Genomic DNA, 13,167 nt, shown 5'->3' with positions numbered 1-13,167 from the left:
TTATCTCATACTAGAATAGTACGTAATTATTTCTAGCGGGAGGTAATGAATAATGGCGAAGCAGAAAAAGTCTGAAGTAAATAACCAATGGGCAACTGCTAATACAGAAGTTACAAGTAAAAAGCAGCATAAAACAGCAACAGATAACCAGTGGACTTCAACAAATAAGAAGCAATAAAATTTGATTAAAATAAAGAGGTTGGAACACAAGTCTCTTTAAGTAAAAAAAAGTGAAGTCGCCGGGTGTGATTTCACTTTTTTTACTTGCTTTAAGGAATTTTAGCAAAATTTCACCTAATTAATGGAATATTTTCCCACAGCGATTATTAATGCTTAAACCAGTTTTATTTTTAACTCTGGATTTCTCAAAAGCCTATAGCGTTTGTGAATCTAAAAACTGGCTTCTCATCAATCTTAGATTGATGGTAAATCTTAGCTGTTTCCTCTTCTGAAAGCTTCGTTTCAGTATACCTTTTTTGGTTCTTCCCATTTTTATTCACAATTAGCTTGCGATTCGCCTTTTCTTTTTTCGCTACAGAAAAATATCCGCCTTTTCTATTTTCTAACCCTTTTTTAAGTTAGGATAAAAATAAGGATAAAGGGAAAATTTAAAATTTTCCAGAAATAATTAGCGATTTAAATTTAAAAGAATTAATAAGCATAGAAAAACAGCTTCAAAAGGTAACTGTCTGTCTTCTTTATTTAAAAAATAATGAGGGAGGAATACATAATGATAAACTCAGGTAGTTTATATCAAATTAGTAGCAGTAAAGGTTACCATCCTAAGGTTACTGCTTATTACTTCAAAGAGTGGGATGGATTTTATATGGCCAATCATACGCATTCTTCTATGGAAATTATGTATGTTATATCTGGTGAATGCCGGGTGGAGGTAGAAAGGCAAGATTTTCAAATGAAAAAGCATCAATTTATTTTTATTGATAGTGAAGTACCCCACCGTTTGATTGTTGAAAAAAATAAGCCTTGTAGAATGTTGAATTTGGAATTTGCATTAACTGAAATGAATCGTACATTTCCTCCTATTAATGAGCTTGCAGAAGAAAGCAAAGAATTACAAGAATTACTAGTAATGAAAGAGGCCTATCATTTTTTGAAAGATAGAAACGGTGTTTTTCACTCATTAAGAAATCTAGTGTTGGAGTTAGACAGTCAGATGAATGATACAAGCGACAATTATTTAATGGTTCATATACTTTTTACCCAGTTATTATTACTTATTGCAAGAAATGTAGTTCAAGCTAAAAATGAATCCACACAGCTATCGAATCTATATTTAAAAAAGGTAATTGAATATCTTCATGAGAATTATGATTATGATATAAGAATAGAGCATCTATCTGCGATTACTCATCTTCACCCTAATTATATCCATCGAATTTTTAAGGAGTCAATGGGATGTACCATCATTGAATACTTAACCAAGATTAGAATAGAGAAAGCGAAAATGCTTATTACACAAACAGATATACCGATTACGAAAGTTGCTAGTTTTATTGGGATGAATAGTAGTCAATATTTTAGCAAGGTATTTAAAAAGCACATTGGTATAACTCCTTCAGCCCTAAGAAAGAAGGGGATCATAGACTAAATTTTAACAGGTTAGAATAGTACACAAAAATCTAAAGAAGAGATGAGATTATTTAAAGCGTTTACATTTTTCCGATGGTAACATAAATATAACGAAAAGGAGGGTTAAAATGGCATTTAAAGTTACATTTATAGGCGCTGGAAGCATTGGGTTTACGAGAGGTCTATTAAGAGATTTACTCTCTGTACCAGAGTTTAGAAACATGGAAGTATCTTTTACTGACATAAATCAAGATAATTTGGCTATGGTAACGCAACTATGCCAACGTGACATTAATGAAAATGGTTTGAAAATCACTATTCATTCTACTACTAATCGCAGAGAAGCGTTGTTGGGTGCAAAGTATATTTTTAATGTGGTTCGTATTGGAGGACTGTCTGCATTTCAAAAAGATATTGAGATACCTTTGAAATACGGAATAGATCAATGCGTTGGTGATACGTTAAGTGCTGGTGGAATTATGTATGGTCAACGAGGAATAGCTGAAATGTTAGAAATTTGCAAAGATATTAAAGAGGTGGCAGAAGAGGATTGTCTTCTATTAAACTATGCAAATCCGATGGCAATGATAACATGGGCTTGTAACAAATATGGCGGTATCCGAACTATTGGCTTATGTCATGGCGTACAAGGCGGGCATAGACAAATCGCTAATGTATTAGGAAAAGACAAAAATGACCTTGATATTATTTGTGCTGGTATTAATCATCAAACTTGGTATATCAAGGTTGGCTATAAGGGACAGGATCAAACTAGTAAATTATTGACTGCTTTTGAAAATCATCCAGAATACAGCCAAACAGAAAAAGTAAGGATTGACATGCTACGCAGATTCGGTTATTACAGTACAGAGTCCAATGGGCATCTCAGTGAGTATGTTCCATGGTATCGAAAAAGACCAGAAGAAATAAGGGAATGGATTGATTTAGGGTCATGGATTAACGGAGAAACTGGAGGGTATTTAAGGGTTTGTACAGAAGGGCGTACTTGGTTTAAAACTGATTTTCCTAATTGGTTAAAGGATCCTGCTCTTGAATATAAGCAAGAGAATAGGAGTGAAGAGCATGGTTCCTATATTTTAGAAGGGCTTGAAACAGGGAGAGTATATCGAGGTCACTTTAATATGGTTAACAATGGAGTAATTTCAAACCTTCCAGATGACGCTATTATTGAAGCACCAGGCTATGTAGATAGAAATGGTATTAATATGCCTCTAGTTGGAGAATTACCACTCGGATGTGCAGCAGTATGTAATGTGAGTATTTCTGTACAACGATTGGCAGTGGAAGCTGCAGTGAGAGGTGATGATCAATTATTACGTCAAGCGATGATGATGGATCCACTTGTTGGTGCGGTTTGTAATCCGAAAGAAATATGGCAGATGGTTGATGAATTATTAGTTGCTCAAGCAGAATGGCTCCCTCAATATGCAGAAGCAATAGCAGAAGCGAAAATTAGACTGAAATCTGGGAACCTTCTACCGACAAAAGAATATCGTGGAGCAGCAAGATTAAAAGTAAAAACAATTGAAGAAATGGAGAAAGACAGGGAAGCTGCAAATAAAAATGCAGGGGAAGCAGATAAAGCAAAAGAACGCCCAGTTAGTAAGCAGATAAAGGAGTTATAGTTTAGTTAAAGATAACTATAAGTTGGGAGGTAACTAGATGAAAATTAGTAATCCAATTAAAAGTGGGATATGGATACTTTTAGTTATGTTTATTGTAATCGGTTGCAGCAGTAATAGTACTTCCAGTGGTAAAACCAGTTCAGGAAATGGAAAAACAATTCAATTAACGATGCAAGCATGGGGAAACCCTGCAGAATTAAAAGTTTATCAGAAAGCAATTGATGGGTTTATGGATGAAAACCCTAATATTAGGGTGAAACTAGTTCCGGTTTCAAGTGATCAGTATGATCAAAAGCTAATGACTTCTTTACAAGGAAGTAAGGGACCAGATGTGTTTTATGCACATGAGCCAACTATGCCGCAAATGATAGAGGCAGATGTGGTACAACCATTGGATGATTTTTTTAATAGTGAAGCAAGTTATGTGAACTTAAAGGAGTTTCCTGAAGGATTATTTGGTCCAGCAAGACAAGAAGGAATTACCTATGGAGTTGCTCCAGATGCAAACCCGATGGTTATCTATTATAATAAGACCATTTTTAAAGAGGCTGGTCTAAAAACGCCACAAGAATATTATGAAGAGGGCAATTGGAACTGGGATACATTTATTGAGGTTACTAGTAAGATTAAGGAATCAGGAAAAGAAGGATTAATTATGGAAAACTGGCAGGGGCATTGGTATAGCTGGATTTGGTCAAATGGAGGAAGAATCTTTGATGAAGAAGGTAATTTTGTATTACCAGAAAATGAGAAAGCGAAGGAAACCTTTCATTTTTTACATGATTTAGTTTCCAATGGAAATGCAGTATATGCAGGTTCGCTACCACAAGGTCAAGGGGTTGACGCCATGTTTATGTCTAATCAAGTAGGTATGGTAGCAGGCGGTCGCTGGTTTACTCCCCAATTCGATCAAAATCCTAGTTTAGATTATGATTATATCTATTTTCCGAGTAACACTAAAGAAAAACAAGAAATGGTAAGTGTACCAGTAGCCTATATGTCAGTAAATAAGAAAAGTGAGCATTTGGAAGAAGCGATGAAATTTGTGTCTTATTATGTTGGGAAAGAAGGGCAAGAAGCAAGAACTGGAAAAGACGGAAATGCACTCCCATCTCTCCCTTCCGCAGATGAAAATGCACTAGAAGGTAGTAGTGAAAAACATATGGAGTATTTATTTGATGGGCGGAATAATGGTTTTACACATGGTTCTAACTTTGCGCGTGATGCCCAATTTGCAGGATTAACGACTGAAATATCGGAGACAATTGACTTAATGTTCCTTGGTAAAGAAGACGCTGATACTACTATTGATAAGGTAATTAAGATAATTAATCAGTATGTGGATAAATAATTCTATCTTTCTAAAAAGAGAGAATATACCAAGAAGATAAACCTTCTTGGTATATTTTCCTAAAGGGGTGTGGGGCAGTTGGCTAGAAAAAATGCGAATTTATGGGGTTTTCTTTTTATTAGTCCTCAGCTATTAGGGTTGCTGTTTTTTTCGTTAGTTCCATTAATCTATGCCTTTTATTTAAGCTTTACAGACTGGAGTGGATTTGGGAGTAGCAGCTTTATTGGAATATCTAATTATATTAATCAAATAAATAACCCTGATTTTTGGAAGGCAATGGTTAATACAATCTATTATATGTTTTTAGTTGTACCTATTGGAATTGCGTTAGCGCTAATTTTAGCTGTTGCCCTTAATAAAGTAAAAGGTAAAGCAATCTACCGTGTCTTTTTCTTTATGCCTGTAGTAACAAGTTCAGTTTCTGTAGGGGTAATATTTATGTGGATTCTAAATGGAGATTTCGGTATTTTAAATGAATTGTTATCCTATATTGGGATAACTGGACCTCATTGGTTAACTGATACTAAGTGGGTAATACCTTCCATTGCATTATTAAGTATATGGTGGGGGCTTGGATATAACATGGTAATTTTCTTGGCAGGACTACAAGGCATATCAAGGAGCTATTATGAAGCTGCAGAAATGGATGGGGCAAATGCTATTCAGAAATTTAGGCACATAACGTTACCATTACTAACACCAACTACCTTTTTTGTAACAATCATGACCATCATTTCTTCCTTCCAAGTATTTGACCAAGCATTTGTTATGACAAATGGTGGACCTGCAAAAGCAAGTTATACCATTGTCTTCCACATTTATGATCAGGCATTTGTTGATTTTACGATGGGAAAGAGTGCCGCTGCTTCCATGATATTATTCGTTATTATTTTAATCTTTACACTTATCCAATTTAAATTTCAAAAAAGGTGGGTGTTTTATGGAGAATAAATATGTATTAAATACTGATACTAAATTTGACATCCAAAAAGCACGTAAGAGACGAACATTTATCCCAAAATTAGTTCTGCATTTTATATTGGGAATTGGGGCACTAGTAATGATCTTCCCGTTTGTTTGGACGATCCTTAGCTCCTTAAAGGATATGTCCCAAATATTTGTTATTCCGCCAAAATGGATTCCTGATCCTTTTGTTTGGAGTAATTTTCTTGATTCTTTACAGGCAATGCCCTTTAATTTAGCGTACTTTAATAGCTTTTATATTACTGTTATTATCGTGGGCTTTACATTATTCACTGCTTCAATGGCAGCTTATGCCTTTGCAAAAATTAATTTTAAAGGTGCCAATCTTCTTTTTATTTTATTTCTGGCTACGATGATGATACCAAAGCAGGTTACAATGATTCCTTTATATTTGGTAATGGATAAATTAGGTTGGTTAGATACTCATTTAACATTAATTGTACCAGGAGCACTATTTAATGCTTTTGCAGTATTTTTATTAAGACAATTTGTTATGGGGATTCCAAAAGAGTTAGAAGAAGCAGCTATAATGGACGGGGCAGGATATGTTCGAATATATTGGAATATCATATTACCATTAATTCGACCTGCTTTAGCTGCCATTGGTATCTTTACTTTTATGCAATCTTGGAATAACTTTCTTGATCCTTTGATATATCTGAATTCTCCTGAGAACTTTACTGTACCTTTATTATTAAATTCTTTTAAAGGGCTATATACAGCTGACTGGTCGTTAATGATGGCAGGTACAGTTATATCTATTATTCCAGTATTAATTGTGTATATTATTGCACAGCGTCATATAATTGAAGGAATATCCATAACAGGCATGAAGGGATAAGTATATGAGGTTAATAATTTGATTGTTTGTTTTAATATATCTTAAGCTCCTGCAAAATCTTTTCCTGATAAATGCACAGAACTATATTGTGTTTGGTGGAGTGGTAGGAGGTTATACGCCTCCTGCCACTCAATAATAGACTAAATATAGGAACATTATTTTGAAGCAGCTTCCTGCATCGCTTTAAACCGTTCGATATCATCAGGATTCCCAAAGCTTCGTTCGTTTGTATCGAGGGAAGTAATGGTTTTTATATCCTCTGAATCAAGTGCAAAACCAAATAAATCAGCATTTTCCATAATGCGATGTTCATGAACTGATTTAGGAATAATGATGGTATCACGTTCTAAATGCCATCTTAGAATTACTTGGGCAACTGTTTTATTGTGTTTTTTAGCAATCTCCGTTAAAGCTGGTAAATCGAATAATCCATTCTTACCTTGTCCAAGCGGTGCCCACGCTTCATGGGCAATATTATGTTGTGCTAAGTAATTTCTTAGTTCCACCTGTTGGAAAAGAGGATGTGTTTCAACTTGATTTAGCATAGGAGTGATTCTCGCTGTTTCCGCTAATTTTTCTAAATGGTGGATTTGGAAGTTGCATACACCAATTGCGCGGATTAACCCCTCTTCATAAAGATCTTCCATTGCTCTCCATGTTTCTTCAAATCTAGGTGCAGCCCAGTGAATAAGATAAAGATCTAAATAATCTAACTGAAGCTTCTTTAAAGATTCATGAAATGCCTTCTTTGTTTCTTCATAACCAAAATCTGTTACCCACACTTTTGTAGTGATAAACAATTCTTCACGAGGGACACCAGCAGCTTTTATCGCAGTGCCTACAAATTCTTCGTTTTCATATCTTGTAGCGGTATCAATGGAGCGATAACCATTTTTTATGGCTGCAAGGACACTTTCTTCACATTCTTTTGGATCATTTACTAAGAAAACACCAAAACCTAAATAAGGAATTTCTACGCCATTGCTTAGTTTTTTTGTTGAATTGATTGATAATTCCATCTTTTCACCTCGTTAGAATATAGTTTTCCTATTCTAAGAGTAGCGCTTTCTTGAGGGATTATCAAATAATTGAGATGAAATGCATGGATTGTACGAAGGGGGGGAGCCGTATGTAATAGGTTCGGAGTCGCAAGTAAAAAGCGAAAAGTCGCAAGGAAAAGATAAATAACCGCAAAAAAATGCCGAAACCCGCAAGTAATTTGCTAAAAACAGCAAGCATCTAGGCAAATGACGCAATGAAAATAATCCCTTAAAAATAAGTGACTACAAATTATCATAAAATTAGTTTGAGTTTCACTTAAAAGGGGTACTGTACCAACAAACAACAGGCTGTAATCCTTATATTATAGTATTACAACCTCCTCCAAATAGAAAAGAAAAACCCTCAGAAAAGAGGGTTTTTCGCCAATTATTATTATTTTACTGTTTCGGGAACACTTAGACCTAAGCCTTCAGCAACTTTTGTGCCGTATTCAGGATCTGCTTTGTAGAAGTGACCGATTTGACGAAGCTTGATTTCTTCTAATGCTACAGGTTTCATTGCGCCAACAATGTTTGCGACTAATCTTTCGCGTTCTTCTGTGGTCATTAGACGGTATAAATCTCCTGCTTGTGTGTAGTGATCATTATGATCATATGCTACACTTTCGGCTACTCCAGATACTGCAAATGGCGTTGTTTTGTTTTCAGGTGTTTCTTTTGGACCACTAAAGCTATTTGGCTCATAATAAACAGAACCGCCGCCATTACCATCAAAGCGCATTTGCCCATCACGTTGATAGTTATTTACTTCATTGCGTGGACGGTTAATTGGAAGGGCATTATGGTTTGCACCTACACGGTAGCGATGTGCGTCACTGTAAGCAAATAGACGGCCTTGTAGCATTTTATCTGGTGAAACTTCTACACCAGGTACTAATGTTCCAGGAGAGAATGTAGCTTGCTCCACTTCTGCAAAGTAGTTTTCTGGGTTGCGATCAAGTACCATACGACCAACTTCGATTAACGGATAATCTTTTTGTGACCATACTTTTGTTACATCGAATGGATCAAAACGATACGTATCGGCATCCTCTAATGGCATAATTTGTACGTATAGTGTCCAAGCAGGAAAATCTCCTTTTTCTATTGCATTAAATAAATCTTCTGTATGATAATCAGGATTCTCTCCAGCAAGTTTAGCAGCTAAATTAACATCCAGGTTTTTAATCCCTTGTTCTGTTTTAAAATGATATTTAACCCAAACGCCTTCTCCCTCTTCATTTACCCATTTAAAAGTATGGCTTCCGAAACCATGCATATGACGTAATGTTGCTGGAATACCACGATCTGACATCAGGATAGTTACTTGATGTAAAGATTCAGGGGAATGAGACCAGAAATCCCATACAGCTGTTGGGTTTTTTAAATGTGTTTTTGGATCTCTTTTTTGTGTATGGATGAAATCAGGAAATTTAATGGCATCACGAATAAAGAATACAGGTGTATTATTACCAACGATATCATAATTTCCATCTTCTGTATAAAACTTCACCGCAAATCCACGTGGATCACGAACAGTATCTGCAGAACCTAGCTCCCCTGCAACGGTTGAAAAACGGATAAACATTGGAGTTCTTTTTCCTACTTCAGATAAGAAGTTAGCTTTTGTATATTTCGTTAAGTCATTTGTCACTTCGAAATATCCATGAGCTCCAGCCCCTTTAGCATGAACAACTCGCTCAGGCACACGTTCTCTATTAAAATGAGCTAATTTTTCAAGTAAATGTACATCTTGGATTAATGTTGGTCCACGATGGCCAGCAGTAATAGAATTTTGGTTGTCCCCAACTGGTGCTCCCCAGCTAGTCGTTAATCGATTATTTGACATATAAAAAATCACCTCATAATTTAGTTCTTTAGCATATGTATATTATAATATCATCTATAATTAAAAAATCAATATAATTTTATAATAATTATAAATAAGTTCTAAAATAGTAATTTATAAATGTATTTAACCATTAAAACTACGTAATACTTGATAGGATTAGAAAATTGAAAAAATAACTAATAGAGAACGTATGCGCATGAATGAGAATATAGGATGGGAGAAAAACGTGTTTTTTCAAAAGAAGATAGCTTTTATCCACTGCATTATATGTGAGAAGAAACAGATTTATTCCAATAATCTGCTAGGATAAAGACTCAATTTCCCTTATAATGAAAAGAAAGATTTTGCCGGATATAGTTATAGGGGGCTTCATTTCATGCTGCAGAATGGATCAGTGAAAGAGAAAAGTATTTTTTTAATAGGGTTTATGGGAGTCGGAAAAACGACGATTGGAAAAGAATTAGCGAAAAAACTTCAACGTGAATTTGTAGACGTTGATCATCAGATAGAAGAAGAGTATAACATGACCATTCCAGAAATTTTTAGCCATTATGGAGAAGCCTTTTTTCGGAAAAAGGAAAAAGAGCTGATTAAGGCGTTATCGGAACAGAAGGAAAAAGTGATTTCGCTTGGAGGAGGAGCTTTTCTGCAAGAAGATATTCGCAATGCTTGTCTAGAAAATGGGATAGTTATATATATCGATATGTCCTTTAAGGCGTGGAAGGAAAGAATCCCGTTTATTATTGATAGTAGACCTGTACTGCAAGGTAAGACTGATGATGAAGTAAAGGCGTTATTTAATACGAGAAAAGAAATTTATAGGAATCACCATCTGAAAGTCACAACCGATGGAAACAAGGTAGAGGAAACAGTTGATGCTATTATAGATTCATTGGATCTGGCTTAAAAGTAAGCTCTTGGAGGGGAAAATGGTGAGTAAAAGCATAAAGGTAAGAGAGGTCATTATTGGAGAAGGAATCCCGAAAATTTGTGTTTCTCTTATTGGTAGAACAAAAGAAGAGCTAAGGGAAGAGGCAGCAGCATTAAAGGAGCTGAGGATAGATATCCTTGAATGGCGTGCAGATTATTTCACAGAAATAGATAATAAAAAAAGGGTAATAGAAATGCTGCAGCAAGTAAGAGAAATAATTGGCAATATGCCTTTACTATTTACATTTCGTACAGCAAAAGAGGGGGGCGAAAGACAAATAGAGGAGCAAGAATATTTCTCGTTAAACAAAAGTGTGTTAGAAACAGGACTGATTGATTTACTAGACATAGAGTTATTCATGGAGACGGAAGCCATTAAAGAAGTTGTAAATATGGCCCATTCTAAACAAATTGCCGTTGTCGTATCTAATCATGATTTTGACAAAACACCATCTAAGGAGGAAATTGTTTCGCGCCTACAAATGGCGCGCCAGCTAGGTGCTGATATTCCCAAAATTGCGGTCATGCCAAAATCAGTTAAGGATGTTATAGCATTATTAGATGCGACTGTTACGATGAAGGAAGAAGCCCCCAATCAACCGATTGTCACGATGTCAATGGGAGGAAAAGGAGCTGTGAGCAGGATGGCAGGAGAAGTATTTGGGTCTGCAATTACATTTGCTGCAGCAAATAAGGCATCTGCACCAGGACAAATTCCATTAGAAGAGTTGAGAACTATTTTAAATGTTTTACATAAAAGTTTATAACAAGGATTTCGTGTAAGAAACCTCATTCTTATGCGAAATCCTTATTGTTATTTTTCAACTGTGTTTTTTTAAACTTGCTTATAGGAAGAATTACTTGATACACTCATCATTAAAATAATACCCATTAAGGGAGCGTAAATAAAAAATGGAAGTAAATCAAAGATTAGAACAAACAAATTCATTCTTTTCGACGCAAGCAACATTGCCCCTTTCTTTTCGAATAGAGCAGCTGGAAAAATTAAAAAATGTTATTTTAGAAAAAGAACTTCTTCTTATAAAGGCACTACAGAAAGACTTGGGAAAGCATCCTTTTGAATCATATGCCTCTGAAATTGGCTTTGTGCTTCAGAGTATTCGTCATACAACGAAACACTTGAAGAGATGGATGAAGCCCCAAAAAGCAAAAAGTACATGGAGTCTATTTCCTTCAAGGGGGAAAACTGTATATGAGCCATATGGAACGGTTCTTATTATCGGTCCATTTAACTATCCTTTTCAATTATTAATCGAGCCTTTAATTGGGGCCATCGCTGCAGGAAATTGTGCGATCTTAAAGCCCTCGGAGCTTGTGCCAACAGTTTCAGCTGTTGTAACGGACATGATAAATAATACCTTTAATCCTGCCTATATTAGTGCAATAGAAGGGGGAATAGAAACAAATCAAGCATTGATACACGCTGATTTTGACTATATTTTCTTTACAGGCAGTACGAAGGTAGGGAAGATTGTGATGGAAGCAGCGTCTCAGCACTTAACACCAGTAACGCTCGAATTAGGTGGGAAAAGTCCAGTAATTATCGATGAGACTGCAAATTTAAATGTAGCGGCCAAGCGTATTATATGGGGAAAAACGTTAAATGCCGGACAAACATGTGTAGCACCAGATTATATTATGGTGCATGAGTCAGTTAAAGAACCATTGATTGTCGAAATGAAAAAGACACTAGGAAACTATTTTGGAGAAGAGATTGAAGATAAAGAAGATTTTGGCCGAATTGTGAGTGATCGACATTTTCAGCGCTTAATTGCAATGCTAGAAGCTGATCGGAAGACCATCCTTTTTGGCGGGAAGAACAATCGAGATACACGTTTTATTGAACCCACGCTACTGGATGCTACGTGGGATTCCGCAACAATGCAAGAAGAAATCTTTGGACCGCTTTTGCCTATTTTAACCTATACAAAACTAGAGGACGCAATGGAATCGATTCGGAAGCTGGAGAAACCGTTAGCACTCTACCTTTTTACAAATAACAAGGAAACAGAAGCGAAAGTGATTCGTTGCCTATCATCAGGAGGTGTTTGTATTAATGATGTGTTAACCCACATTGTCCCGCCTAGTCTGCCTTTTGGCGGTGTAGGTGCCTCGGGAATGGGAGCTTATCACGGTGAATACAGTTTTAAAACATTCTCTCATCAAAAAAGTATCCTTAGAAAGAGTACTAAAGTAGATCTTCCCTTTCTTTTTCCACCATACACGAATAAGAAAGAGAAGATAATTCGTAAAGTACTTAAATAATGATGAAGTAAAAATGCCCAATAACATTAAAAAAAACGGAAAGAGAGTGGAACGTCTTAAAGATTAGTTCCCTCTAAATTCAGTAATTCCAAAAGTTTGCTCATAATTATAGCCATTAAAATAAATATCTAAATCATGAAAATAGCGATGTAGATTTCGCATGGCGATACGATCATCTTTCTCTGCTACTATTTGAGCATTTGCGCCAATATCATTAATATCATGCTTAATTTGCTCATCGTTAACCTTTATGTTCTTTAGAGCCTCCAGGATGGATGAAGCTGCTTCTTTTTGCTTCTCGTAGTTTGTTGTTTCTAGTCTGCCCCAGCCTAATGTTTTGTTATAAAAATCATGCCATTTAGAAATAAAGGTGTGTCCACTTGTGCCATCTGCCAGAACAACCACTTCCTCATTGACTGGTGTATTGACCTGTTCTTTATCAAAGCTTTCTTCTGTCTCTGATGAAGCTTGTTTCACAACTGGACGGTCGTTTTCTGACTGCAAGGGTGATTTGCTGTCAAATAATGATTGGAAAATAAAATAGGAAGAAACACCTATTGCGGTAACAGATAGTAAAATAATAATAGTCCAAGTCCAAAATTTCATATGTGAAATTTTTCCTCCCATAGTAATATTCAACTATCAGT

12 protein-coding genes are annotated in these 13,167 nt (G+C 35.7%); 9 read left to right on the top strand and 3 right to left on the bottom strand.

Annotated elements, in window-relative coordinates; translation table 11 throughout:
• Nucleotides 1-52: 52 nt before the first annotated feature.
• The 6 genes from NSQ89_RS16840 to NSQ89_RS16815 all read left to right on the top strand — a co-directional run bounded on the left by NSQ89_RS16840 (nucleotide 53) and on the right by NSQ89_RS16815 (nucleotide 6,412).
• Nucleotides 53-178: a hypothetical protein gene (locus NSQ89_RS16840; protein WP_095258636.1), complete on the top strand. Its 126-nt coding sequence runs from the start codon at nucleotides 53-55 to the stop codon at nucleotides 176-178.
• Nucleotides 179-730: 552 nt separating this feature from the next.
• The gene (locus tag NSQ89_RS16835; RefSeq protein WP_047942330.1) at nucleotides 731-1,609 is read left to right on the top strand and encodes a helix-turn-helix transcriptional regulator; all 879 of its coding nucleotides are present in this window, start codon (nucleotides 731-733) and stop codon (nucleotides 1,607-1,609) included.
• Nucleotides 1,610-1,718: 109 nt separating this feature from the next.
• Nucleotides 1,719-3,236: an alpha-glucosidase/alpha-galactosidase gene (locus NSQ89_RS16830; RefSeq protein ID WP_047942329.1), complete on the top strand. Its 1,518-nt coding sequence runs from the start codon at nucleotides 1,719-1,721 to the stop codon at nucleotides 3,234-3,236.
• A gap of 37 nt (nucleotides 3,237-3,273) precedes the next feature.
• A complete protein-coding gene (locus NSQ89_RS16825; RefSeq protein WP_053215675.1) occupies nucleotides 3,274-4,587 on the top strand; it encodes an ABC transporter substrate-binding protein in 1,314 nt (437 codons plus the stop codon).
• 78 nt (nucleotides 4,588-4,665) lie between these two features.
• A complete protein-coding gene (locus NSQ89_RS16820; RefSeq protein WP_047942328.1) occupies nucleotides 4,666-5,538 on the top strand; it encodes a carbohydrate ABC transporter permease in 873 nt (290 codons plus the stop codon).
• Nucleotides 5,528-6,412 carry a carbohydrate ABC transporter permease gene (locus tag NSQ89_RS16815; RefSeq protein WP_095258638.1) on the top strand — a complete coding sequence of 295 codons (885 nt, stop codon included), beginning with the start codon at nucleotides 5,528-5,530 and terminating at the stop codon, nucleotides 6,410-6,412. The genes NSQ89_RS16820 and NSQ89_RS16815 overlap by 11 nt, the downstream gene beginning before the upstream one ends.
• A 155-nt stretch (nucleotides 6,413-6,567) precedes the next feature.
• Here NSQ89_RS16815 and NSQ89_RS16810 read toward each other — a convergent pair whose 3' ends face one another.
• Nucleotides 6,568-7,431: an aldo/keto reductase gene (locus NSQ89_RS16810; RefSeq protein ID WP_047942327.1), complete on the bottom strand. Its 864-nt coding sequence runs from the start codon at nucleotides 7,429-7,431 to the stop codon at nucleotides 6,568-6,570.
• A 415-nt stretch (nucleotides 7,432-7,846) separates the two neighbouring features.
• The gene (gene katA / locus NSQ89_RS16805) at nucleotides 7,847-9,301 is read right to left on the bottom strand and encodes a catalase KatA (RefSeq protein ID WP_047942326.1); all 1,455 of its coding nucleotides are present in this window, start codon (nucleotides 9,299-9,301) and stop codon (nucleotides 7,847-7,849) included.
• A gap of 379 nt (nucleotides 9,302-9,680) precedes the next feature.
• Between katA and NSQ89_RS16800 the strand changes: the two genes are divergently transcribed.
• The 3 genes from NSQ89_RS16800 to NSQ89_RS16790 all read left to right on the top strand — a co-directional run bounded on the left by NSQ89_RS16800 (nucleotide 9,681) and on the right by NSQ89_RS16790 (nucleotide 12,520).
• Nucleotides 9,681-10,211, top strand: coding sequence for a shikimate kinase (locus NSQ89_RS16800; RefSeq protein ID WP_047942325.1), 531 nt, complete (start codon nucleotides 9,681-9,683; stop codon nucleotides 10,209-10,211).
• Nucleotides 10,212-10,236: 25 nt separating this feature from the next.
• Nucleotides 10,237-11,001, top strand: coding sequence for a type I 3-dehydroquinate dehydratase (gene aroD, locus NSQ89_RS16795; protein WP_047942362.1), 765 nt, complete (start codon nucleotides 10,237-10,239; stop codon nucleotides 10,999-11,001).
• A gap of 145 nt (nucleotides 11,002-11,146) precedes the next feature.
• Nucleotides 11,147-12,520, top strand: a complete 1,374-nt coding sequence (locus tag NSQ89_RS16790) for an aldehyde dehydrogenase (RefSeq protein ID WP_047942321.1) — start codon at nucleotides 11,147-11,149, stop codon at nucleotides 12,518-12,520.
• Nucleotides 12,521-12,583: 63 nt separating this feature from the next.
• Here the strand turns inward: NSQ89_RS16790 and NSQ89_RS16785 are convergent, their stop codons facing one another.
• Entirely contained in the window at nucleotides 12,584-13,126 is a 543-nt protein-coding gene (locus tag NSQ89_RS16785) for a hypothetical protein (protein WP_053215674.1), read from the bottom strand.
• Between the last annotated feature and the right edge of the window lie 41 nt (nucleotides 13,127-13,167).

This window comes from Niallia sp. FSL R7-0648, assembly GCF_038007005.1.
Lineage (GTDB): Bacteria > Bacillota > Bacilli > Bacillales > Cytobacillaceae > Niallia > Niallia circulans.
This window is presented reverse-complemented; position numbering and strand designations above follow the sequence as displayed.

Bases quoted from the DNA above. Each gene is read 5' to 3' on its own strand.
- NSQ89_RS16815 (WP_095258638.1), top strand. From the start codon at position 5,528: ATGGAGAATAAATATGTATTAAATACTGATACTAAATTTGACATCCAA.
- NSQ89_RS16810 (WP_047942327.1), bottom strand. From the start codon at position 7,431: ATGGAATTATCAATCAATTCAACAAAAAAACTAAGCAATGGCGTAGAA.
- NSQ89_RS16840 (WP_095258636.1), top strand. From the start codon at position 53: ATGGCGAAGCAGAAAAAGTCTGAAGTAAATAACCAATGGGCAACTGCT.
- NSQ89_RS16835 (WP_047942330.1), top strand. From the start codon at position 731: ATGATAAACTCAGGTAGTTTATATCAAATTAGTAGCAGTAAAGGTTAC.
- katA (WP_047942326.1), bottom strand. From the start codon at position 9,301: ATGTCAAATAATCGATTAACGACTAGCTGGGGAGCACCAGTTGGGGAC.
- NSQ89_RS16830 (WP_047942329.1), top strand. From the start codon at position 1,719: ATGGCATTTAAAGTTACATTTATAGGCGCTGGAAGCATTGGGTTTACG.
- NSQ89_RS16825 (WP_053215675.1), top strand. From the start codon at position 3,274: ATGAAAATTAGTAATCCAATTAAAAGTGGGATATGGATACTTTTAGTT.
- NSQ89_RS16800 (WP_047942325.1), top strand. From the start codon at position 9,681: ATGCTGCAGAATGGATCAGTGAAAGAGAAAAGTATTTTTTTAATAGGG.
- NSQ89_RS16790 (WP_047942321.1), top strand. From the start codon at position 11,147: ATGGAAGTAAATCAAAGATTAGAACAAACAAATTCATTCTTTTCGACG.
- NSQ89_RS16785 (WP_053215674.1), bottom strand. From the start codon at position 13,126: ATGAAATTTTGGACTTGGACTATTATTATTTTACTATCTGTTACCGCA.